General features: G+C 70.3%; 17 protein-coding genes. 11 read left to right on the top strand and 6 right to left on the bottom strand.

Annotation, left to right across the window (positions count from 1 at the left end; translation table 11 throughout):
* Window positions 1–124: 124 nt before the first annotated feature.
* On the top strand, window positions 125–1,414 hold the full coding sequence (locus IH68_RS0115475; protein WP_030934849.1) for a citrate synthase: 1,290 nt from the start codon (window positions 125–127) through the stop codon (window positions 1,412–1,414).
* 727 nt (window positions 1,415–2,141) lie between these two features.
* Here the strand turns inward: IH68_RS0115475 and IH68_RS0115470 are convergent.
* The 3 genes from IH68_RS0115470 to IH68_RS0115460 all read right to left on the bottom strand — a co-directional run bounded on the left by IH68_RS0115470 (window position 2,142) and on the right by IH68_RS0115460 (window position 5,429).
* Window positions 2,142–4,391 carry a heavy metal translocating P-type ATPase gene (locus tag IH68_RS0115470; RefSeq protein WP_030934846.1) on the bottom strand — a complete coding sequence of 750 codons (2,250 nt, stop codon included), beginning with the start codon at window positions 4,389–4,391 and terminating at the stop codon, window positions 2,142–2,144.
* A 20-nt stretch (window positions 4,392–4,411) separates the two neighbouring features.
* Entirely contained in the window at window positions 4,412–4,651 is a 240-nt protein-coding gene (locus tag IH68_RS0115465) for a heavy-metal-associated domain-containing protein (RefSeq protein ID WP_030934843.1), read from the bottom strand.
* Window positions 4,652–4,757: 106 nt separating this feature from the next.
* Window positions 4,758–5,429 carry a TetR/AcrR family transcriptional regulator gene (locus IH68_RS0115460; RefSeq protein ID WP_030934840.1) on the bottom strand — a complete coding sequence of 224 codons (672 nt, stop codon included), beginning with the start codon at window positions 5,427–5,429 and terminating at the stop codon, window positions 4,758–4,760.
* A 131-nt stretch (window positions 5,430–5,560) separates the two neighbouring features.
* On the opposite strand from IH68_RS0115460, the gene IH68_RS0115455 reads away from it, so the two are divergent.
* Window positions 5,561–7,858: an MMPL family transporter gene (locus tag IH68_RS0115455; protein WP_030934838.1), complete on the top strand. Its 2,298-nt coding sequence runs from the start codon at window positions 5,561–5,563 to the stop codon at window positions 7,856–7,858.
* Window positions 7,818–8,861, top strand: coding sequence for a zinc-dependent alcohol dehydrogenase family protein (locus tag IH68_RS0115450; RefSeq protein ID WP_030934835.1), 1,044 nt, complete (start codon window positions 7,818–7,820; stop codon window positions 8,859–8,861). The genes IH68_RS0115455 and IH68_RS0115450 overlap by 41 nt, the downstream gene beginning before the upstream one ends.
* Here the strand turns inward: IH68_RS0115450 and IH68_RS0115445 are convergent.
* The 3 genes from IH68_RS0115445 to IH68_RS0115435 form a co-directional block, all read right to left on the bottom strand.
* Window positions 8,842–9,408, bottom strand: coding sequence for a GNAT family N-acetyltransferase (locus tag IH68_RS0115445; RefSeq protein ID WP_030934832.1), 567 nt, complete (start codon window positions 9,406–9,408; stop codon window positions 8,842–8,844). The genes IH68_RS0115450 and IH68_RS0115445 overlap by 20 nt on opposite strands.
* 76 nt (window positions 9,409–9,484) lie before the next feature.
* Complete coding sequence (locus tag IH68_RS0115440) at window positions 9,485–9,709, bottom strand: helix-turn-helix transcriptional regulator (protein WP_030934829.1); 225 nt, start codon at window positions 9,707–9,709, stop codon at window positions 9,485–9,487.
* A 530-nt stretch (window positions 9,710–10,239) separates the two neighbouring features.
* Complete coding sequence (locus tag IH68_RS0115435) at window positions 10,240–11,160, bottom strand: sugar phosphate isomerase/epimerase family protein (protein ID WP_030934826.1); 921 nt, start codon at window positions 11,158–11,160, stop codon at window positions 10,240–10,242.
* A 125-nt stretch (window positions 11,161–11,285) separates the two neighbouring features.
* On the opposite strand from IH68_RS0115435, the gene iolC reads away from it, so the two are divergent.
* From iolC to IH68_RS0115395, 8 genes are all read left to right on the top strand, one after another.
* Complete coding sequence (gene iolC, locus IH68_RS0115430) at window positions 11,286–12,254, top strand: 5-dehydro-2-deoxygluconokinase (RefSeq protein WP_030934823.1); 969 nt, start codon at window positions 11,286–11,288, stop codon at window positions 12,252–12,254.
* A gap of 56 nt (window positions 12,255–12,310) precedes the next feature.
* Window positions 12,311–13,231: a Cgl0159 family (beta/alpha)8-fold protein gene (locus IH68_RS0115425; RefSeq protein ID WP_051833455.1), complete on the top strand. Its 921-nt coding sequence runs from the start codon at window positions 12,311–12,313 to the stop codon at window positions 13,229–13,231.
* Window positions 13,232–13,238: 7 nt separating this feature from the next.
* Window positions 13,239–14,066 carry a 5-deoxy-glucuronate isomerase gene (iolB, locus tag IH68_RS0115420; RefSeq protein ID WP_030934819.1) on the top strand — a complete coding sequence of 276 codons (828 nt, stop codon included), beginning with the start codon at window positions 13,239–13,241 and terminating at the stop codon, window positions 14,064–14,066.
* Window positions 14,063–15,949, top strand: coding sequence for a 3D-(3,5/4)-trihydroxycyclohexane-1,2-dione acylhydrolase (decyclizing) (gene iolD / locus IH68_RS0115415; protein ID WP_030934816.1), 1,887 nt, complete (start codon window positions 14,063–14,065; stop codon window positions 15,947–15,949). Before iolB ends, iolD begins: the two co-directional genes overlap by 4 nt.
* Before the next feature lie 14 nt (window positions 15,950–15,963).
* Window positions 15,964–17,466: a CoA-acylating methylmalonate-semialdehyde dehydrogenase gene (gene mmsA, locus IH68_RS0115410; RefSeq protein WP_030934813.1), complete on the top strand. Its 1,503-nt coding sequence runs from the start codon at window positions 15,964–15,966 to the stop codon at window positions 17,464–17,466.
* Window positions 17,467–17,720: 254 nt separating this feature from the next.
* Window positions 17,721–19,121, top strand: a complete 1,401-nt coding sequence (locus IH68_RS0115405; protein ID WP_030934810.1) for an APC family permease — start codon at window positions 17,721–17,723, stop codon at window positions 19,119–19,121.
* Between the two features lie 185 nt (window positions 19,122–19,306).
* Window positions 19,307–22,111: a CocE/NonD family hydrolase gene (locus IH68_RS0115400; protein ID WP_030934794.1), complete on the top strand. Its 2,805-nt coding sequence runs from the start codon at window positions 19,307–19,309 to the stop codon at window positions 22,109–22,111.
* Window positions 22,108–22,980 carry an ABC transporter permease gene (locus IH68_RS0115395; RefSeq protein ID WP_030934793.1) on the top strand — a complete coding sequence of 291 codons (873 nt, stop codon included), beginning with the start codon at window positions 22,108–22,110 and terminating at the stop codon, window positions 22,978–22,980. Before IH68_RS0115400 ends, IH68_RS0115395 begins: the two co-directional genes overlap by 4 nt.
* Window positions 22,981–23,051 lie beyond the last annotated feature (71 nt).

The following is a 23,051-nucleotide window of genomic DNA, read 5'->3' as shown; positions in this document are numbered from 1 at the left end:
GGCACTCAGTGCCGTCAATAGGCCCGATGGTCGACCCCGAGTGCACTCTCCTGAGCCAATTGGGGGATGGTAGAGACAGTCAGGGCAACCTCGAAGATGAGGCACTACGTCGGTGAGGGAAGACGTGAGCGACAACTCTGTAGTACTGCGGTACGGCGACGGCGAGTACACCTACCCGGTGATCGACAGCACCGTCGGCGACAAGGGCTTCGACATCGGGAAGCTCCGCGCCCAGACCGGTCTGGTGACGCTGGACAGCGGTTACGGGAACACCGCCGCCTATAAATCCGCCATCACCTACCTCGACGGCGAGGCGGGCATCCTCCGGTACCGCGGCTACCCGATCGAGCAGCTGGCGGAGCGCTCCACCTTCCTGGAGGTCGCCTACCTGCTGATCAACGGCGAGCTGCCGACCGTCGACGAGCTCTCCGTGTTCAAGAACGACATCACGCAGCACACCCTGCTGCATGAGGACGTCAAGAACTTCTACAAGGGCTTCCCGCGCGACGCCCACCCGATGGCCATGCTGTCCTCGGTCGTCTCGGCGCTGTCCACGTTCTACCAGGACAGCCACAACCCGTTCGACGAGAAGCAGCGCAACCTCTCGACGATCCGCCTGCTCGCCAAGCTCCCGACGATCGCGGCGTACGCGTACAAGAAGTCGATCGGCCACCCGTTCGTCTACCCGCGCAACGACCTCGGTTACGTCGAGAACTTCCTGCGCATGACCTTCTCGGTCCCGGCGCAGGAGTACGACCTCGACCCGGTCGTCGTCGCCGCCCTCGACAAGCTGCTGATCCTGCACGCGGACCACGAGCAGAACTGTTCGACGTCCACGGTCCGCCTGGTCGGCTCCTCGCAGGCGAACATGTTCGCGTCGATCTCGGCCGGCATCAACGCCCTGTGGGGCCCGCTGCACGGCGGCGCCAACCAGTCCGTCCTGGAGATGCTCGAGGGCATCCAGGCCAACGGCGGCGACGTCGACTCCTTCATCCGCAAGGTGAAGAACAAGGAGGACGGCGTCCGCCTGATGGGCTTCGGCCACCGGGTGTACAAGTCCTTCGACCCGCGCGCGAAGATCATCAAGGCGGCGGCGCACGACGTCCTCTCGGCCCTCGGCAAGTCCGACGAGCTGCTGGACATCGCGCTGAAGCTGGAGGAGCACGCGCTCTCGGACGACTACTTCGTCCAGCGCAACCTCTACCCGAACGTGGACTTCTACACCGGCCTGATCTACCGCGCCATGGGCTTCCCGACCGAGATGTTCACGGTCCTGTTCGCCCTCGGCCGCCTTCCGGGCTGGATCGCCCAGTGGCACGAGATGATCAAGGAGCCGGGCTCCCGCATCGGCCGCCCCCGCCAGATCTACACGGGCGTGGTGGAGCGGGACTTCGTCCCGGTCGAAGAGCGCTGATACCCGCCGGTGCCGGGGCTGCCCTGCTTTTGAGGGGCGCGGGGCCGTATTGATGTGCGGCTCCGCCGCGATGGGGGTCCCCCCGCTCGAGCGAAGTCGAGAGTGGGGGAGCGACCAGCCCCCACCGGCCGTCAGCCGGGCAACAACCTGAAGCCCCCCGAACCCCCCGGCTGAATCCGCGAAGCGAAAGGCGCCCTGGCGCCGGTCCCCCCACGGGCCGACGTCCAGGGCGCCTTCCCATGTCCCGGTGCGGATTCCCCCCACGGGATCCGGCCGGGCGTCTGTGAAGCCAGCGCCTGAATCGCTGTCGAGTGCGGCGAGCGTTGAGCGGAATGAGCAAAACTCGCCGTACTCATGGTTGTGCGGTCTGCCGGGACAACGCACGCTCGGGAGGGCCGCTCAAAGCACCCCGGTGTACGTGGCCCCGGCAACGCAACTCTGAGGAAGTCCCCCAAGACATCCTCAGATGCCAGGAAACGCCCCCCAAGACGCTGCCTGACATCGTCAACTTAGACCTTCGAACCCCTTCGATGGTTACGTTCACATCACTGTGATCTGCGTCTCTTGCATTTGTCCGTTAGATACGCAAGAGCCCCGATACAGCGATCGGTGCCCAAGCGTAAGGAAGATGCGCGAGCCTTGTGAAGAGCTTATGTGAGGCTGGCGCCGGACTCCAGAGGTGCTCTCACCTCGACTTCGACTAACCGCCGGTAACCTCGCCCGCGGTTCAGCGGAACGTCCGCAGCCGGAGGCTGTTCGTCACCACGAACACCGACGAGAAGGCCATCGCGGCCCCGGCGATCATCGGATTGAGCAGGCCGGCGGCGGCCAGCGGCAGCGCCGCCACGTTGTACCCGAAGGCCCACACCAGGTTGCCCTTGATCGTGGCCAGCGTCCTGCGGGACAGCCGGATCGCGTCCGCGGCCACCCTCAGGTCCCCGCGCACCAGCGTCAGATCGCCCGCCTCGATCGCCGCGTCCGTCCCGGTCCCCATCGCCAGACCCAGATCGGCGGTGGCCAGCGCGGCCGCGTCGTTGACGCCGTCGCCGACCATGGCGACCGTCCGGCCCTCGGCCTGCAGTCGCCGTACGGCGGCCACCTTGTCCTCGGGCAGGACCTCGGCGACCACCTGCTCGATCCCGACCTCTCGCGCCACCGCTTCCGCGACCGCCCGGTTGTCCCCGGTCAGCAGCACCGGCGTGAGCCCCAGCGCGCGCAGCTCGCGCACCGCCTGAGCGCTGGTCTCCTTGACCGCGTCGGCGACGGCGACGACACCGCGTGCCACTCCGTCCCAGCCGACCACGACGGCCGTACGGCCGTCGCTCTCGGCCTCGGACTTGGCGCGGACCAGTTCCTCGGGGAGCCCTTCGAAGAGCCGCCCGACGGCGACCTCACGGCCCTCCACACGCCCCCTCACGCCCCGCCCGGGCACGTTCTCGAACCGCTCGACCCCCGGCAGCCGCCCGGCCCGCTCCTCGGCGCCCAGGGCGATCGCCCGGGCGACGGGATGCTCGGAGGCGTGCTCGACGGCGCCCGCGAGCCGCAGCACCTCCTTCTCGTCGGTGCCGGCGACGACGTACACCTCGTGCAGGGTCATCCGGCCCGTGGTGACCGTTCCGGTCTTGTCGAGTACGACGGTGTCGACGCGGCGCGTGGACTCCAGGACCTCCGGGCCCTTGATGAGGATGCCGAGCTGGGCGCCACGCCCCGTGCCGACCATCAGCGCGGTCGGGGTGGCCAGACCCAGCGCGCAGGGGCAGGCGATGATCAGGACGGCGACGGCCGCGGTGAACGCGGCCACGGTGTCGCCCGTGACGCCGAGCCACGCCCCGAACGTGCCGACGGCGATCAGCATGACGACCGGCACGAAGACCGCCGAGATCCGGTCGGCGAGCCGCTGCACCTCGGCCTTGCCGTTCTGCGCGTCCTCCACCAGCTTCGCCATCCGTGCGAGCTGGGTGTCGGCGCCGACCCGGCCGGCCTCGACGACCAGCCGCCCACCGGCGTTGACCGTGGCCCCGGTGACGGCATCGCCCACGCCCACGTCCACCGGCACCGACTCGCCGGTCAGCATCGAGGCGTCCACGGCGGACGCACCCTCGACGACGGTGCCGTCGGTCGCGATCTTCTCCCCGGGCCGTACGACGAAACGGTCCCCGACGGCCAACTGGGACACCGGGATACGGGTCTCACGGCCCCCGCGCAGTACGGACACGTCCCTTGCGCCGAGCTCCATCAGCGCCCGTAGCGCCGCCCCTGAGCGCCGCTTGGCGCGGGCTTCCAGATAGCGGCCGAGCAGGATGAAGGCGACGACACCGGCGGCCACTTCGAGGTAGATCGTCGAGGCCCCGTCCATGCGCGAGACGGTGAACCTGAACTCGTCGTGCATGCCCGGCATGCCCGCGTCCCCGAAGAACAGTGCCCACAGCGACCAGCCGAACGCGGCCAGAGTGCCGACCGAGACAAGCGTGTCCATGGTGGCGGCACCGTGCCGGGCGTTCGTCCAGGCCGCCTTGTGGAAGGGCAGCCCGCCCCAGACGACCACCGGCGCGGTGAGCGTGAGCGCCAGCCACTGCCAGTCGTCGAACTGCAGGGCCGGGATCATCGACAGCAGTACGACGGGCAGCGCGAGCAGGGCGGAGACGGTGAAGCGCTGCCGGTAGGAGGCCAGTTCCGGGTCCTCGGCGGCCTCCTCCTCGGTGGGCTCCGGCTGCGGCGGGGCCGGCTCCTCGGCCGTGTACCCCGTCTTCACGACGGTGGCGATCAGGTCGGCGACCTGGATGCCCGCGGGGTAGCTGACCTTCGCCTTCTCCGTCGCGAAGTTCACCGTGGCGGTGACACCGTCCATCCGGTTGAGCTTCTTCTCGACGCGGGCCGCGCAGGAGGCGCAGGTCATCCCGCCGATGAGCAGCTCGACCTCGGAGGCATCCGCTGCCGCGCGTATCGGTGCCGGTGTCTGTGCGGTGGTGCTGCTCATCGCGGGTCCCCCGGCTTCCGTCAGACCTGGCCGACGAGCTCGAAGCCCGCCTCGTCCACCGCGGCGCGCACGGCGGCCTCGTCGAGCGGGGCCGCGGAGACGACGGTGACCTCACCGGACGCGGCGACGGCCGTCACCGAGCTGACGCCGGGAAGCTCGAGGAGTTCACCGGAGACGGAACCCTCGCAGTGTCCGCAGCTCATGCCGCTCACCTTGTAGACGGTGGTGACGGTCCCCGGGGTGTCGGTCTGGGCGGTCATGTCGTTCTCCTCGTCGAGGCGTGTGGGGCTGCGGGGGCCCACGGGAGGCCCTCCACCTCTCACACTATACCCCTAGGGGGTACCCATCCAAGGAGGGGCGTGGCGGTCAGGCGGTGCGAGTCGTGGTGGCATCTGTGTCCTGCTGGGTGCCCAGGCGGTCGCCGACCAAGGGCTCCAGATAGCGGATCAGTACGTTCTTGATCTCCCGGGTGTACGCGTCGCGTTCGGCGCCCTCGTGGGCGAGGACCAGCTCCAGGCCCGCCTTGTACATGCCGAGGCAGACATGCGCGGTGCGGGTGACGTCGGCCGGGGGTGCGTCCGGCAGCAGCGAGAACAGCAGGTCCTCGATCCGGGAGACCAGGGTCGCGTGCAGGGCGTCGTGCTCCTCGGCGATCCGGCCCGGGATGTCGGGGCCGTGCATCAGCGCGAAGAACACCGGGTGGTCGCAGTTGAAGGCGATGAACCGGTCCACGGCGGCGCCGACCGCCTCCTCCAGCGAGGTCGCCGGGTCGACGGGCGCGAGCGCCTCGCCGTACGTCTCCCGCATCTCGTGCATCAGCCGGTCGCCCAGCTCGATCGCGATCGCTTCCTTGTTCGGGAAGAACTGGTACAGCGTCCCCGGCGAGACGCCGGCCTCGCGGGCGATGGCGTTGGTGCTGGCGGCCGTGTAGCCGGTGGTGCAGAAGACCGAGGCGGCGGCCTCCAGGAGCTGGGCGATGCGGCGCTCGCCGCGGGCCTGACGGCGGCGCGGCTGTTCCTTCTGTGAGTTCTCGGGCACGCGTTATCCCCAGTTCTCCGAACGCGATTGACAAACGCGAGCGGTCGCTCGCATTCTGGGTGCAGATGAAACGCGAGCGATGTCTCGTGTTTGCCAGCTTATGGTTTCCACGGTGAAGGGGACACCGCACGATGACCGAAGTCAACAAGCCACCGCGCCCCGGGGGCTGGACCCGCTTCGTGACCGCCCGCCCACGGCTCTCACTGCTTGTGGCCCTGGTCATCACCGCGCTCGCCGTGCTGGCCGGCAGTGGGGTGGCCGACCGCCTGGGCAGCGGCGGCTGGGAGGACCCGGACGCCCAGTCGACGTATGCGACCAAGGCGCTGGAGCGCGAGTTCCCGGACTCCCAGCCCAATCTGCTGCTCCTCGTCGACTCGGGCCGTTCCTCGGTGGACGACCCCGCCGTCGCCGCCCAGGCCCGGCGCCTCACCGCGCGCCTGGCCGGTGAGAAGGGCGTCACAGGGGTCGGCTCCTACTGGCAGTCCGCATCACCGGCACTCCGCGCCAAGGACGGCCACGAGGCGCTGATCGCCGCGCACATCACAGGTGACGAGAAGGCTATGGGCGACACCCTGGACCGCATCGCGCCCCACTACCGCGGCACACACGGCCCGGTGCAGGTGAAGGTCGGCGGTCTCGTCGCCGTGCGGCACGAGATGCAGACGATCATCAAGGAGGACCTGACCCGCGCCGAGATGATCGCCCTGCCGGTGACACTCGTGCTGCTGGTGATGGTCTTCGGGTCGGCGATCGCCGCCCTGCTGCCGCTGGGCATCGGCGTCGTCGCGATCCTCGGGACCAACGCGGTGCTGCGCGGACTGACCGAGTTCACCGACGTCTCGGTCTTCGCGATGAACCTCACCACGGCCCTGGGGCTGGGCCTGGCCATCGACTACGCGCTGTTCATCGTCCGCCGCTTCCGTGAAGAACTGTCCACGGGCGCCGACCCGTTGACGGCGGTGGGCACCACCCTGCGCACAGCCGGCCGCACAGTCCTCTTCTCGTCCCTCACGGTCGCGGTCTCCCTCGCGGCGATGCTGCTCTTCCCGCAGTACTTCCTGCGGTCTTTCGCATACGCCGGCATAGCGGTGGTCCTGCTGGCGGCCGCGGCCGCACTGATCCTGCTTCCGGCAGCCCTGGTCCTGCTGGGACACCGGGTCGACTCCCTGGATCTGCGCCGCCTGTTCCGGCGGGGACGGGCGCCGAGGACCTCCGGCGAGGAGGGCACGGCCTGGGCGCGGATGGCGACCCTGGTGATGCGCCGGGCCCCGCTCTTCGCCGTGGCGACCACCGCTGTCCTGATCGTCCTCGGACTGCCCTTCCTGGGCGTGAAGTTCGGCACCGCTGACGACCGTCAACTCCCCTCGACCGCAGAGTCCCACGTGGTCCAGCAGCACATCCGCGACGGCTTCCCGGGCACCCCGGGCGGCGGCCTGGAGGTGCTGGCCGAGGGAAAGGCGACCCCCGCCCAGTACACCGCGTACAAGGACCGGATAGCCGCCCTGCCCGGCGTGCTGAGGGTCGACGGCCCGCTGGTGAAGGGAGCGTCGGCGTACTTCACCGTGCTGCCCAAGGGGGAGGCCGTGGACGACACGGCCCAGCGCCTCGTGGGTGACCTGCGCGCCACGCACGCCCCCTTCGACACCAAGGTGACCGGCACGGCGGCCGTTCTGGTCGACTCCAAGCACGCGATAGCCGAGCGCCTGCCCTGGGCGGCCGCCTTCATCGCGATCGTCACCCTGCTCCTGGTCTTCCTGCTGACCGGCAGCGTGCTGATACCGATCCAGGCGGTGGTGCTCAACGCGCTCAGCCTGACCGCCATGTTCGGCGCGGTGGTCTGGGTCTTCCAGGACGGCCACCTGTCCGGTCTGCTCGGCTTCACCAGCCCCGGCTCCATAGAGACCACCCTGCCGGTCCTGATGTTCTGCGTGGCCTTCGGCCTCTCCATGGACTACGGCGTCTTCCTGCTCTCCCGTATCAAGGAGGAGTACGACACAACGGGCGACCACAACGAGGCGGTCCGCCACGGCCTGCAGCGCACCGGCGGGCTGATCACAGCAGCGGCGGTGATCCTGGCGGTGGTGATGGTCGCCATCGGCACCTCCCGGGTCACCAACACCAAGATGCTCGGCCTGGGCATCGCCCTGGCGGTGCTGATGGACGCGATGATCGTACGGAGCCTGTTGGTACCGGCGGTGATGAGGCTGACGGGGCGTGCGACCTGGTGGGCGCCGGGGCCGCTGCGGAGGTTCCACCAAAGGTTCGGTCTCAGCGAAACAGGCGGTGAGCGAACCCCCCTCAGGGGCGCGGGGCTGCAGCAATATGCGGCTCCGCCGGGCGCGACCGGCCACGATGTACCCGCAGAGGAAAACGGCGATGGGAGCGCACATGCGGGCAGTGGTGTTCGAGCAGTACGGGGAGCCCGCTGAGGTACGGGAAGTGCCGGACCCTCAGCCGGCGGACCACGGTGTGGTCGTGCGCGTCGAGGCGACCGGCCTATGCCGAAGCGACTGGCACGGCTGGCAGGGCCATGACCCCGACATCACCCTCCCTCACGTACCGGGCCACGAACTGGCCGGTGTCGTGGAGGCGGTCGGCGCCAGAGTGACCGCCTGGCACCCCGGCGACCGAGTTACCGTCCCCTTCGTGTGTGCATGTGGCAGCTGCGCCGCATGCGCCGCGGGCGACCAGCAGGTGTGCGAGCGGCAAACCCAGCCCGGCTTCACCCACTGGGGCTCGTTCGCCCAGTACGTGGCGCTGGACCACGCCGACGTCAATCTCGTCGCCGTACCGCAGGAACTGTCCTTCGCCACAGCGGCAGCGCTCGGCTGCCGGTTCGCCACGGCGTTCCGCGCGGTCGTGCAGCAGGGCCGGGTGGCGGCGGGGGAGTGGGTCGCGGTGCACGGTTGCGGGGGTGTGGGCCTGTCCGCGGTGATGATCGCGGCGGCATCGGGGGCGCGGGTGATCGCGGTGGACGTATCGCCTCAGGCGCTGGACCTGGCGCGGAAGTTCGGCGCGACGGAGTGCGTGGACGCGGCACGGACACCGGACACGGCCGCGGCGATCCGCGAGCTGACCGGCGGCGGTGCGCAGCTGTCCCTCGACGCCCTCGGCTCACCCGTCACCTGCGCCGCGTCCGTGAACGGCCTGCGCCGCCGCGGCCGCCACGTCCAGGTGGGCCTGCTCCCGTCACCCACCGGCACGACCCCCGTCCCGATGGGCCGAGCGATCGCCCTGGAACTCGAACTCCTCGGCAGCCACGGCATGGCGGCGCACACCTACCCGCCGATGCTGGAGCTGGTCAGAGCGGGCGTGCTCCGCCCCGACCTGCTGGTCACGTCCACGATCACCCTGGACGCGACCCCCGACGCGCTGGCGGCGATGGGGACGACGCCGGGAGCGGGGGTGACGGTCATCGAGCCGTGGAGCTGAGGGCCTTCCACTCGCGGTCGAGAAGGCCCATGACCACCTCGTCGACCCACTCGCCGTCGCGCATCTCCACCTCCCGCAGGATGCCCTCGGTCACGAACCCGACCTTCTCGTAGACACGCAGGGCCCGGTGGTTGTGGCCGTAGGCCTCCAACTGGATGCGGTGCAGCCCCAGTTGCTCGAAGCCGTACCCGATGATCAGCCGAGTGGCTTCGGTGCCGATACCCCGGCCGCGCCCCCGGGGGCCGATCAGCGTGCGGAACGTGCAGCTGCGCGCCCCCGGATCCCACTCGTACAGCACGACCTCGCCGAGGAGTTCGCCCGTGGCGGGGTCGGTGACGGCGAGGTCGAGCCGGTCGGGGGAGGTGGCCCGGGCGCCGTACAAGGACCGCAGGAGTGCCAGGGTGAACTCGGTGGACGGTTCGCCCGTGAAGCGGATGACCTCGGGGTCCTGGATGATCTCCCACATCACCTCGGCGTCTGCCGCGGTGAAGGGCCGCAGGACGCTCTTCTCACCGGTCAGTACGGGCTTCACTGAGAAGTCGCTCATGAGACGACTGTGCCCCACGGGGCAGGTGGGGCACAGGTCGTTTTTCACGAGGCCAGAAGGCCGCGAGGCCGCGAGCTCAGGAGACCGGGTGGTCAGGGGCCTCGTCGTCTCTGCGGCCGCGGTTTCCGGGCCGGGAGGCGACCCAGGCCCGGACCGTGTCCGCGTACCAGAAGGGCTTGCCGCCCTCCACGTGGTCGGGCGGCGGCAGCAGCCCGTGCTTGCGGTAGGACCGCACGGTGTCCGGCTGCACCTTGATGTGCGCCGCGATCTCCTTGTACGACCAGAGCCTTCGGTCGGTCATGGGTAGCACCTCCCCGCGCGCACCGCGGGGGCGGCCGGGGGCGGCCGTCGGGGGAGCCGGGCGCTGCGCTGGCGATCACAGATCTGTGCCTGGTCAACGACGGAGCGTGAGGGGAGGGCAGGGTCTGTGGGACGGGTGTGACGCAAGCCTCGCGCACATGCGACACCCGTGACAGGAAAGGGGTGTTTGTGACACGAGTGCTGCAAACGTGCGGGCGGGCTCAGAGGCGTGGTGCGTTGACATCGCCGAGGTGGGCCGGACCCTTCCCCAAACTCTCGACTTCGCTCGAGCCCGGGGAGACCCCTATCGCCGGGCCCGGCCCACCGGCTCCCCCGGTTCCCCGTGGCGGGGCCGTCGGAGACCTCCCCCGGCGCCCGACCGAACCTGCACGGCACTTGTCATCCACCCATGCTGCAACCCCCTTAGGGGCGCGAGGCAGTGTCAATATGCGACTCCGTCGCGTGGGCGCGACAAGCCACAAACGACCCGCACTCGCACAACTACCGAACCGGGCAGACGATCAGGCGCTCTCAGGCCCCACAGGACCGCAGAAACGCCCGAGTCCGCTGAGCAATAGGCAACGGCTTGTCAGGCTCACACGGATACATGTCCTGCTCGACGATCGCGAAGAGATCCACGTCCAGCTTCTGAGCCGCCTCCAGGACGGGGCCGAGCGCCGGCACCCCGGCAGGCGGTTCACACATCACACCTCGCGCCACCGCAGGCCCGAACGGCACCTGGTTGGCCCGGACATCGGCGAGGATCTCCGGATCCACCTGCTTCAGATGCAGATACCCGATCCGCTCCCCGTACGTCTCGATCAGCTTGACGCTGTCCCCACCGCAGTACGCGTAGTGCCCCGTGTCCAGGCACAGCGACACCAGCCCGGAGTCCGTCCCGTCCAGGAACCGGACGACGTTCTCCTCGCTGTCGACATGAGTGTCGGCATGCGGATGGACGACGATCTGCAGCCCGTACCGCTCCCGCACCTCCCGCCCGAGCCGCTCGGTCAGAGAGGTCAGATTCCGCCACTGTTCGGCCGTCAGCGTGTCCGGCTCCAGCACCTCACCGGTCTTGTCGTCCCGCCAGAAGGACGGGATGACCACCAGATGGGACGCACCCATGGCCTGCGCGAGCACCGCGTTGTCCGCGACGTGCGCCCAGGTCTTCTCCCAGACCGCCTCGCCGTGGTGCAGGCCCGTGAACACGGTCCCCGCCGACACCTTCAGGCCACGCCGGGAGGTCTCCTCCCTGAGGACGGCCGGATCGGTCGGCAGGTACCCGTACGGGCCCAGCTCGATCCACTCGTAGCCGGACTGCGCGACCTCGTCGAGGAAGCGCTGCCAGGGGACCTGCTGCGGGTCGTCGGGGAACCACACACCCCAGGAGTCGGGGGCCGACCCGATGCGGATGCGGGACAGTGAGGAAGAGGAGGGTGACAACGACGTCATGCCGGCCAGCTTCCGTGTGCGTGGTAAGCGCTGTCAAGGTCTCGTCCGAATGTCTGGACAAAACATTGACAGGGCTCCGCGTGCGGGGCTAAAAACGCGGGGAGAGCCGTAACGAAGGGAAGCCGATGGCGTACGACCTGATCACCATGGGGCGGATCGGAGTGGACCTGTATCCGCTCCAGACCGGTGTCCCGCTGCCGCAGGTGACGAGCTTCGGCAAGTTCCTGGGCGGCTCCGCGACGAACGTCGCGGTCGCCGCGGCCCGCCTCGGCCGCCGTACGGCGGTGATCACGCGCACCGGCGACGACCCCTTCGGCGCCTACCTGCACGAGGCCCTGCAGGGCTTCGGCGTCGACGACCGCTGGGTCACCCCGGTCCCTGGCCTGCCCACCCCGGTCACCTTCTGCGAGATCTTCCCGCCGGACGACTTCCCGCTGTACTTCTACCGGCAGCCCAAGGCTCCCGACCTGGAGATAGACGCCCACGAGCTCGACCTCGACGCCATCCGTGACGCCCGCATCTTCTGGGTCACCGGCACGGGCCTGAGCGAGGAGCCCAGCCGTACGGCGACGCTCGCGGCGCTCGCCCACCGCGCGAAGGCCGGTACGACGGTCTTCGACCTCGACTGGCGCCCGATGTTTTGGAAAGACACAGCCTGGCGGGACCCCGCCGCCGCAGCCCGCCCCTTCTACCAGGAGGCCCTGCGCCACACCACCGTCGCGGTCGGCAACCTCGACGAGGTGGAGGTCGCCACCGGAGTGCGTGAACCGCAGGCCGCCGCGCAGGCGTTGCTGGACGCGGGCGTCGAACTCGCCGTCGTCAAGCAGGGCCCCAAGGGCGTCCTCGCCGTCAACAGCAAGGGCGAGTCCGCCGAGGTCCCGCCCCTCCCGGTGAACGTCCTCAACGGCCTCGGCGCCGGCGACGCCTTCGGCGGCTCCCTCTGCCACGGTCTGCTGGAGGGCTGGGACCTGGAGACGATCATGCGGCACGCCAACGCGGCCGGCGCGATCGTCGCCTCCCGCCTGGAGTGCTCCTCCGCCATGCCGACGCCGGACGAGATCGAAGCCGCCCTCAAGGCCGGAGCAGTGCTGTGAGTACCCGCAAGCGCCGACAGGGCGTGGACGAGACGGACGACACGGGCTGCCTGGGCATGACCGTGGTTCCGAGGAGCGAGCCCGCAGCCGCACCCCCGACCGTGGACGTCGGTGAACTCGTCCGCATCCGTGCCCACCGCCCCGAGGCGATAGCGGAGGCCGCCGCCCGCCGCACCCGCAGGCCGCTGCTCGGCGACTCCGGTCGTCTGATGATCGTCGCCGCCGACCACCCGGCGCGCGGCGCGCTCGGTGTCGGCGACCGCAGGTTCGCCATGGCCAACCGCGCCGACCTGCTGGAACGCCTCTGCCTGGCGCTCTCCCGCCCCGGCGTCGACGGCGTCCTCGCCACCGCCGACATCCTCGACGACCTGCTGCTGCTCGGCGCCCTCGAGGGCAAGGTCGTCATGGGCTCGATGAACCGCGGCGGCCTCCAGGGCGCCAGCTTCGAGCTCGACGACCGCTTCACCGGCCACCGCGCCGAGGACATCGAGCGCCTCGGCTTCGACGCCGGCAAGCTGCTCCTGCGCATCGACTACGACGACCCGGGCTCCCTCACCACCCTGGAGTCCACCGCCCGCGCCATCGACGACATGGCCGCGCGCAGACTCCCCGTCTTCGTCGAGCCGTTCATCAGCCGCCGCACGGACGAGGGCCGGCTCAAGAACGACCTTTCGGCGGAGGCGGTCACCAAGTCCATCGCCATCGCGTCCGGGCTGGGCGGCACCTCGGCCTACACCTGGCTCAAGCTGCCGGTCACCGAGAACCCCGACGACATGGCCGAGGTCATGGAGACGTCCACCCTCCCCGCCGTCCTCCTGGGCGGCGAGGTCGGCGACGACCAGGACGGCGCGTACGAGAAGTGGCGCGGCGCCCTCCAACTCCCCACCGTGCGCGGCCTGGTGGTCGGCCGTTCGCTGCTGTACCCGGCGGACGGCGATGTGGCCGCCGCCGTGGACACCGCCGTAGGACTGCTGTGAGGGCCGCATGACCGGCAACGACCTGTACGTCGCGCGGGGCACCACCGCGGACGCAGACCACGCGCTCGACATCGACCCCAAGCGGGCCGGCTGGGCGTACTGCAGCCTGCGGATCGTCGAGCTGGAGCCGGGTGGTACGCACACCTTCACCACCGGCGACAGTGAGTGGATCGTGCTTCCGCTGCAGGGCGCATGTACCGTGCGGACAGCCGACGGCACCACGGACGAAGAGTTCCAACTCCTGGGCAGGGACAGCGTGTTCGCGTCGGTCTCCGACTTCGCGTACGCACCCCGTGACGCCCGGGTCCAGATCGCCTCCGGCGCGGGAGGCCGCTTCGCCCTGGCAGGAGCGAAGTGCGAGCGACGACTCCCCGCCCGCTACGGCCCCGCGCCGGAGGTCCCCGTCGAAGAACGCGGCAGCGGCACCCAGTTGCGGCACGTCCGCAACTTCGCCTCTGCTGACGCCTTCGACTGCGACAAGCTCATCGCCGTCGAGGTGATCACCCCCGGCGGCAACTGGTCCTCGTACCCGCCCCACAAGCACGACGAGCACCGGCCCGGCGTGGAAGCCGAGCTGGAGGAGATCTACTACTTCGAGATCGACGGCCCGAACGGTTTCGGCTATCAGCGCGTATCTCCCTCCCGTGAGGGCGGATCGGACGTCCTCGCGGAGGTCCGCTCCGGCGATGCCGTCCTCGTCCCCGACGGATGGCACGGCCCGTCCATCGCCCAGCCCGGCCACGACATGTACTACCTCAATGTCATGGCGGGGCCCGGGGAGACGCGGGAGTGGCGGATCTGCTTCCATCCGGAACATACGGAGGGTTACCGATGACGTCCTCAACGACGAGGCTCACGGTCGCGCAGGCACTCGTCCGCTTCCTGTCGGCCCAGTACACCGAGCGCGACGGCGTCCGGCAGCGGCTGATCGGCGCCACCTGGGGCATCTTCGGCCACGGCAACGTCGCCGGAATCGGCCAGGCACTCATCGAGTACGCCGACGACATGCCTTACCACCAGGGCCGCAACGAACAGGCCATGGTGCACGCGGCGGTCGGCTACGCGAGGCAGTCGGGCCGGCTCTCCACCCACGCGGTGACGACCTCCATCGGTCCGGGCGCCACGAACCTGGTCACGGGCGCGGCTCTGGCGACCGTCAACCACCTCCCGGTGCTGCTCCTCCCCGGCGACGTCTTCGCCACCCGCCCCGCCGACCCGGTGCTCCAGCAGCTCGAAGTCCCCTACGCCGGCGATGTGTCGGTCAACGACAGCCTGCGCCCGGTGTCGAGGTACTTCGACCGCATCACCCGGCCGGAAGCCCTGATCCCGTCGGCCCTGAACGCCATGCGTGTGCTGACCGACCCCGTCGAGACCGGCGCCGTGACCCTGGCCCTCCCGCAGGACGTCCAGGCGGAGGCCCACGACTGGCCGGACGAGTTCTTCGCCGAGCGCACCTGGGTCGTACGCCGCCCGGGCGCCGACCCGGCCGAACTCGCCGAGGCCGTACGGGCGATCAGGTCCGCGCGCAGGCCGCTCGTCATCGCCGGCGGCGGCGTCCACCACAGCCGCGCCGAGGAGGCCCTCGCCGAGTTCGCCGGTACCACGGGCATACCGGTCGCCTCCACCCAGGCCGGCAAGGGCTCCCTGCGCCACGACCATCCCCAGGACGTCGGCGGGATCGGCCACACCGGCACGGCCACCGCGAACGAACTCGCCCGCACCGCCGACCTGGTGATCGGCGTGGGGACCAGGTACACGGACTTCACCACGGCCTCCGGGACCCTCTTCACCGGCGAGGGCGTGCGCTTCCTCAACCTCAACATCGCGCCCTTCGACGGCCACAAGCTCGCCGGTCTGCCCCTGATCGCGGACGCCCGCAGCGGCCTCCAGGAGCTGACGGCGGCCCTCGACACGCATGCCCACGAGGTCGCGGCCTCCTACGTCACCGAGTACACCGAGGACAAGGAGCGCTGGGAACAGCGCGTCGACGCCTGCTACGAGGCCGACGAGCCGGACGTACGCCCGACGCAGCCGCAGGTCCTCGGCGCCCTGGACGCGCTGGTGGACGAGTCGGACGTGATCATCAACGCGGCCGGCTCCCTCCCCGGCGACCTGCACAAACTCTGGCGGGCGCGGTCGCGGGACCAGTACCACCTGGAGTACGGCTACTCCTGCATGGGCTACGAGATCCCCGCCGCGATCGGCGTGAAACTGGCCGCCCCGGACCGGCCCGTATGGGCGCTGGTCGGCGACGGCACGTACCTGATGATGCCGACGGAGATCGTGACCGCCGTACAGGAGGGCATCGCGATCAAGGTCCTCCTCATCCAGAACCACGGGTACGTGTCCATCGGCGGCCTGTCCGAGTCGGTGGGCGGCGAGCGGTTCGGCACCGCGTACCGCTTCCAGTCGGACGACGGTACGTACACGGGGGCGCCGCTGCCCGTGGATCTCGCCGCCAACGCCGCCAGTCTGGGCATGCGCGTGCTGCGCGCGAAGACCGTGGCGGACCTGCGGGCGGCGCTCGCCGAGGCGCGCACCGCCGACACACCCACATGTGTCTACGTCGAGACCGAAACGGCCGACACTGTGTCGGGCCCGCCGCCCGCGCAGGCCTGGTGGGATGTACCTGTGGCCGAGACCGCGACCCGACCGTCTGCGGTGAAGGCCCGCGAGCTGTACGAACGGCACGTCTCGACCCGACGCCGCCATCTGTGAAGGAGCAACTGGGCATGACGAAGATCGTCAACCACTGGATCGGCGGCAAGACCGTCGAAGGCGCGTCGGGCACGTACGGGCCGGTCACCGACCCGGCGACCGGCGCCGTCACCACGAAGGTCGCCTTCGCGTCGGTCGACGAGGTCGACGCGGCCGTGGCCGCTGCCAAGGACGCGTTCGCGACCTGGGGCACCTCCTCGCTCGCCAAGCGGACCACGATCCTGTTCAAGTTCCGGGCGCTCCTTGAGGCGAACCGGGACGCGATCGCCGAGCTGATCACCGCCGAGCACGGCAAGGTGCACTCAGACGCGCTCGGTGAGGTCGCGCGCGGCCTGGAGATCGTGGACCTGGCCTGCGGGATCACGGTGCAGCTGAAGGGTGAGCTGTCGACCGAGGTCGCCAGCCGCGTGGACGTCTCCTCGATCCGGCAGCCGCTCGGTGTGGTCGCCGGCATCACGCCGTTCAACTTCCCCGCGATGGTCCCGATGTGGATGTTCCCGATCGCCATCGCAACCGGCAACACCTTCGTGCTGAAGCCGTCCGAGAAGGACCCGTCGGCCTCCATCAAGATCGCCGAGCTGCTGGCCGAGGCCGGGCTGCCCGACGGCGTCTTCAACGTCGTGCACGGCGACAAGGTGGCCGTCGACCGCCTCCTGGAGCACCCGGACGTCAAGGCGGTGTCGTTCGTCGGCTCCACCCCGATCGCCCGCTACATCCACACCACGGCCGCCGCGAACCACAAGCGAGTGCAGGCCCTGGGCGGCGCCAAGAACCACATGCTGGTCCTGCCGGACGCCGATCTGGACGCGGCCGCGGACGCCGCCGTCTCGGCCGCCTACGGCTCCGCGGGCGAGCGCTGCATGGCCATCTCCGCGGTCGTCGCGGTCGGCTCCATCGGCGACGAGCTGGTGGACAAGATCCGCGAGCGCGCCGAGAAGATCAAGATCGGCCCCGGCAACGACCCGACCTCCGAGATGGGCCCGCTCATCACGAAGGTGCACCGCGACAAGGTGGCGTCGTATGTCTCGGGCGCGGCGGCCGAGGGCGCCGAGGTCGTGCTCGACGGCACCGGCTACACGGTCGAGGGCTTCGAGGACGGCCACTGGATCGGCATCTCGCTCCTCGACAAGGTGCCCACGTCCGCGAAGGCCTACCAGGACGAGATCTTCGGCCCGGTGCTGTGCGTCCTGCGCGTGGACACCTACGAGGAGGGCGTGGCGCTGATCAACGCCTCGCCGTTCGGCAACGGCACCGCGATCTTCACCCGGGACGGCGGCGCCGCCCGCCGCTTCCAGCTGGAGATCGAGGCCGGCATGGTCGGCGTGAACGTCCCGATCCCGGTCCCCGTCGGCTACCACAGCTTCGGCGGCTGGAAGGACTCCCTCTTCGGCGACCACCACATCTACGGCAACGACGGCACGCACTTCTACACCCGCGGCAAGGTCGTCACCACCCGCTGGCCCGACCCCGCCGACGCCCCCTCCGGCGTCGACCTGGGCTTCCCGCGCAACCACTGATCACGGTGTGAAAGCCCCGACAGGGCCGTCCGTCATACGGACGGCCCTGTTTTTTTGTGCGCACGGGCTACGGTTCCCGTACGGGCCCAAATCGGAGAGTCGACAGGCGTAGAGTGCCGTATTCGCGATCAAAGGGCCTTCTGATCTACGGATTCCGTAGGTAAACAGGTATTGACGCGCTGGTTTTCGTCGGGATTCCATGCAGCCACCCAGCCGCCGGAGGCATCCGCACGAGTCGATCGGAAATCCGCCGTATGACCGACATGCTCCGCCCTGTCGACACCGCCGTCCCAGAGGCGGCGGACAGCAGCCCCAAGGCCCTCAAACGCTCCATCGGGGTGGTCGGCGGCACGCTCCTCACCCTCTCCTGCGTGACCCCGGCCTCCACGCTCTTCGTGGTCGTCCCGGATCTGTTCGGCTCGCTCGGCACCGCCACCGCCCTGACGATCGCCATCGGCTCCCTCCTCTGTATCGCCGTGGCGTTCTGCTACTCGGAGCTGGGCACGCTCATCCCCAGCGCGGGCGGCGAGTACGCGATGGTCTCGACGATGGCCGGACGGCTCGCGGGCTGGCTCGTCTTCGTCCTCTCCCTGCTGGTCGTCATGATCGTCCCGCCGGTGATCGCGATGGGCACGGCGGACTACCTGGCACCGGTGGTGCACCTGGACCCGGCGCTCGCGGGCGCGGGAGTCATGCTCCTGGCGACCCTCGCCGGTCTGCTCGACCTGCGGGCCAACGCCTGGATCACCGGCATCTTCCTGGTCCTGGAGGTCATCGCGGCGGCCGTGGTGGCGGTCCTGGGCTTCGCACACAGTGAGCGGGGCGCCGGGAGCCTGGTCTCCATGAAGGTGGCGGGCTCCGGCGGCCACACGGACACGGTGACGGCGATGCTGGTGGTGTCGGGCCTGGCGATCGCCCTGTTCGTCACCCAGGGCTTCTCGACCGCCGTCTACCTCTCCGAGGAACTGGAGCACCCGCGCCGCAACGTCGCCCGTACGGTCCTGGCCACCCTCGCCATCTCGACGGTGATCATTTTGGTCCCGGTGGTGGCGATCACCATGGGCGCCTCGGACCTCTCCACGCTGACCGGCGGCGACATCAGCTCCATGGTCACCGCCTGGTCCAACTCCGCGGTCGGCACCTTCGTCAGCCTCTGCGTGGCTCTCGCGATCATCAATGCGGGCATCGTCATGGTCATCCAGAACTCCCGTGTCCTGTTCGCCTCGGCCCGCGACAAGGCCTGGCCGGAGCCGGTCAACAACGTCTTCGCCAAGCTCGGCCGCTTCGGCTCCCCGTGGGTCGCCACCCTCGCCGTCGGAGTCCCGGGCGCCCTGCTCTGCTTCGTGAACCTGGACACCCTGTACGGCGTCACGGGCGTCTCGGTGACGGGCATGTACCTCCTGGTCGCAGTCGCCGCCCTCCTCTCCCGCCGCGGCCCCCACAAGCACACCCCCGCCTGGCGCATGCCCTTGTGGCCCGCAATGCCGATCCTGCTGATCGCGGTCCTGGCCTACATCCTCAGTCAGCAGGAGACGAGCTACCTCCTGTGGACGGGCGGCATCACGGCGGTGGCCACCCTGTACTGGGCCTTCTACCTCCGCCCCCGCCGCGACTCCCGGTGGCTCGTCTCGATTCCGGAGGACCAGCGGGCTTAAGGGGCGCGGGGCTGTATCGATATGCGGCTCCGCCGCGTGGGCGCGACAAGCCTCAACGAACCCGCACCCGGCAAACAACAGGAGCAACCGAGCTCGTAGCCGTACACCAACTGCGGTACACAGTCGGCCCCAGGTTCACCCCACGGTCTGCTCCGACTGTCAGAGACGCCCCGTACCGTTGAGTCATGGATCTTCGACCGCCCCGCCTGCGCGGGCTGCTTCGGAGGCCCCGGAGGCTACTGGCCGCCGGGGCCGCCGTCGTCGTACTCGCAGGCGCGGGAACGTGGACGGCCGTCGCCTCGGACAAGAAGGCCCGGGTACAGGAAACCGACCGGGTCATGGCCGTGGACGGCGTCCGCATCGACACCGCGTACTTCACCTCCGGCCCAAGCGGCGCACGCCGTCCCGCCGTGCTGCTCGCCCACGGCTTCGGCGGCAGCAAGCAGGACGTCCGGCAGCAGGCGCAGGACCTGGCGAGAGACGGTTACGCGGTGCTCACCTGGTCGGCCCGCGGTTTCGGGAAGTCCACCGGCAAGATCGGGCTGAACGACCCGAAGGGCGAGGTCGCCGACGTCTCCAAGCTGATCGACTGGCTGGCGAAGCAGCCCCAGGTCCAGCTCGACAAGCCCGGCGACCCGCGCGTGGGCGTCGCAGGCGCCTCGTACGGCGGCGCGATCTCCCTGCTGGCAGCGGGGTACGACCACCGCGTGGACGCCATCGCCCCGGCGATCACGTACTGGAACCTGGCGGACGCCCTCTTCCCGAACGGCGTCTTCAAGAAGCTGTGGGCGGGCATCTTCATCAACTCCGGCGGCGGCTGCGGCAGGTTCCAGCCCGAGCTGTGCCGGATGTACGAGCGGGTCGCGGAGTCGGGCAGGCCGGACGCGCAGGCGCGTGAGCTGCTGGCCGCCCGCTCCCCGTCCGCCGTCGCCGACCGCATCAAGGTGCCGACGCTCCTGGTGCAGGGCCAGACGGACTCCCTGTTCCCGCTCGGCCAGGCGGACGCGGCGGCGAAGGCCATCCGCGCGAACGGCGCCCCGGTCGACGTCGACTGGATCGCCGGCGGGCACGACGGCGGAGACATGGAGGCGAGCCGCGTCCAGACACGCGTGCGTGCGTGGTTCGACCAGTACCTCAAGGACGAGAAGGGCACGGACACGGGCCCGGCCTTCCGCATCACCCGCACCGGAGGCGTCAACTCCACGGACGGCGCGGCCGTCCTGCGGGGAGCGGCCGACGACACGTACCCGGGCCTGGAGAGCGGACAGCGCTCCGTGCGCCTCAGGGGCTCGCAGCAGAGCTTCGCCAACCCGGCGGGTGCCAGCCCGCCCGCCGTCTCCGCCCTGCCCGGCCTCGGCGGCTCCGGCGGCCTCGCCCAGCTGTCCTCGCTCGGTGTCGGGGTCTCGCTGGACTTCCCCGGCCAGTTCGCCAGGTTCGAGTCGGCGCCGGTGAGCAGCGGCCTGCGGATCACCGGATCGCCGACGGTCACTGTCCACGTGAAGTCGACGAGCGACGACGCCGTGCTGTTCGGGAAGGTGTACGACGTCGGCCCCGGCGGCGGCACGCCCGTGCTGCCCTCGCAGCTGGTGGCCCCGGTCCGCGTCGAGGGCGCGAAGTCCGGCAAGGACGTGACGATCACGCTCCCGGCCGTCGACCACGAGGTCGAGCAGGGCCACCGGCTGCGCCTGGTCCTCGCCTCCACCGACCTCGGCTATGCCTCCCCGGCCGCCCCGGCGACGTACACCGTCTCCCTCAAGGGCGATCTGAAGGTGCCGACGGCACCCGGCGTGACGACCGCGGCCGCCCCGCTGCCGTCCTGGGTGTGGTGGCTCCCGCTGGCCGGCGCGGTGCTCGCCCTGGCCCTGTTGCTGACGGGCCGACGCCGCACGATCGCCGCGCCGCCGTCCCCCGAGCTGGCCGAAGTCCCGCTCCAGATCACGGACTTGAGCAAGCGGTACGCAAGGTCGGCGGACCGTTACGCGGTACGGGACCTGTCCTTCCGCGTGGAGAAGGGCCAGGTGCTCGGCCTCCTCGGTCCCAACGGCGCGGGCAAGACGACGACTCTTCGCATGCTGATGGGCCTGATCAGGCCGGACGGCGGCGAGATCCGCGTCTTCGGCCAGGCGATCCGCCCCGGCGCCCCGGTCCTGTCCCGGGTCGGCGCGTTCGTGGAGGGCGCGGGCTTCCTCCCGCACCTGTCCGGCCGCGAGAACCTGGAGCTGTACTGGCAGGCGACCGGCCGTCCGCCCGAGGACGCCCACCTGGACGAGGCACTGGAGATCGCGGGCCTCGGCGACGCACTGGCTCGTGCGGTCCGCACCTACTCCCAGGGCATGCGCCAGCGCCTGGCCATCGCCCAGGCCATGCTCGGCCTCCCGGACCTGCTCATCCTCGACGAACCGACCAACGGCCTCGACCCGCCCCAGATCCGCGAGATGCGCGAGGTGCTGATCCGCTACGCGGCGGCCGGCCGCACCGTGATCGTCTCCAGCCACCTCCTGGCAGAGGTCGAACAGTCCTGCACCCACCTGGTCGTCATGGACCGCGGCCGCCTGGTCCAGGCGGGCCCGGTCGCCGAGATCATCGGCTCCGGCGACACCCTCCTCGTCGGCCTGGCGGCCGACATCCCCGACCCACTGATCGAGAAGGTGGCGGCACTACCGGGCGTCGAGTCGGCGGTACGGACGGATGGTGGTCTGCTGGTGCGCCTGGCGCCCGCCGAGAGGGCCGGCGTGAACGGGGTCAGCGACGTCGCCGCCGGTGCGGCAGCTCTGGTAAGGGGCGCGGGGAACTGCGCGACCGGCCACGACGAACCCGCGGACGGTCGACGGCAAACCACGGCACTCACCTCCGAACCGGCGGTAGCCACGCGCACAGGCCCCGCCCAGCTCCTGGTGGAGCTGGTGCGCCTGGAAGTCCCCGTCGCATCGCTCGGCCCCCACCGCCGCCTGGAGGACGCCTTCCTCACCCTGATCGGAGGTTCCGCATGAGCACGCTGGCCGGGCACACCGACCCCCTTCACGCCGCCTCCGGTTACCGGGCCGGCCGCACCCTGCCCCTGCGGGTGGAGCTGGTCCGGCAGCTGAAGCGGCGCCGGACGCTGATCATGGCGGGGATCCTCGCCGCGCTGCCGTTCGTGCTGCTGATCGCCTTCGCGATCGGCGGCGACCCGAGCGGCCGCAACGGCCAGGTGACGCTGATGGACACGGCCACCGCGTCGGGAGCCAACTTCGCCGCCGTCAACCTCTTCGTCTCCGCGGGCTTCCTGCTCGTCATCCCGGTCGCCCTGTTCTGCGGGGACACGGTGGCGTCCGAGGCGAGCTGGTCCTCCCTGCGCTACCTGCTGGCCGCCCCCGTCCCACGGGCACGCCTGCTGTGGTCCAAGCTCGTCGTCGGACTCGGCCTCAGCCTGGCCGCGATGATCCTGCTCCCGGTGGTGGCACTGGCCGTGGGCACCGCCGCCTACGGCTGGGGCCCGCTGCAGATCCCCACCGGCGGCGCGCTGGACTCGGGGACGGCGGCCCAGCGCCTGCTGGTGGTCGTGGCGTTCATCTTCGTGTCCCAACTGGTCACCGCCGGGCTGGCGTTCTGGCTTTCGACGAAGACGGACGCGCCCCTCGGCGCGGTCGGCGGCGCGGTCGGACTCACCATCGTCGGCAATGTCCTGGACGCCGTGACGGCCCTCGGCCACTGGCGTGACTTCCTGCCCGCGCACTGGCAGTTCGCCTGGGCGGACGCCGTCCAGCCGCACCCCGAGTGGTCCGGCATGATCCAGGGCACGGCGATTTCCATAACGTACGCGCTCGTGCTGTTCGCCCTGGCCTTCCGGGGTTTCGCCCGCAAGGACGTGGTGTCCTAGGTCAACGGAGGATCACCCACCGGTCTCGACCGGCCATGATCGTGGCCGTCTTGAGATGCATCCGCAACGCC

The organism is Streptomyces sp. NRRL S-646 (assembly GCF_000720765.1).
Classification (GTDB): Bacteria; Actinomycetota; Actinomycetes; order Streptomycetales; family Streptomycetaceae; genus Streptomyces.
The sequence above is the reverse complement of the archived record's forward strand: the minus strand, read 5'-3'. Positions and strand labels throughout refer to the sequence as shown.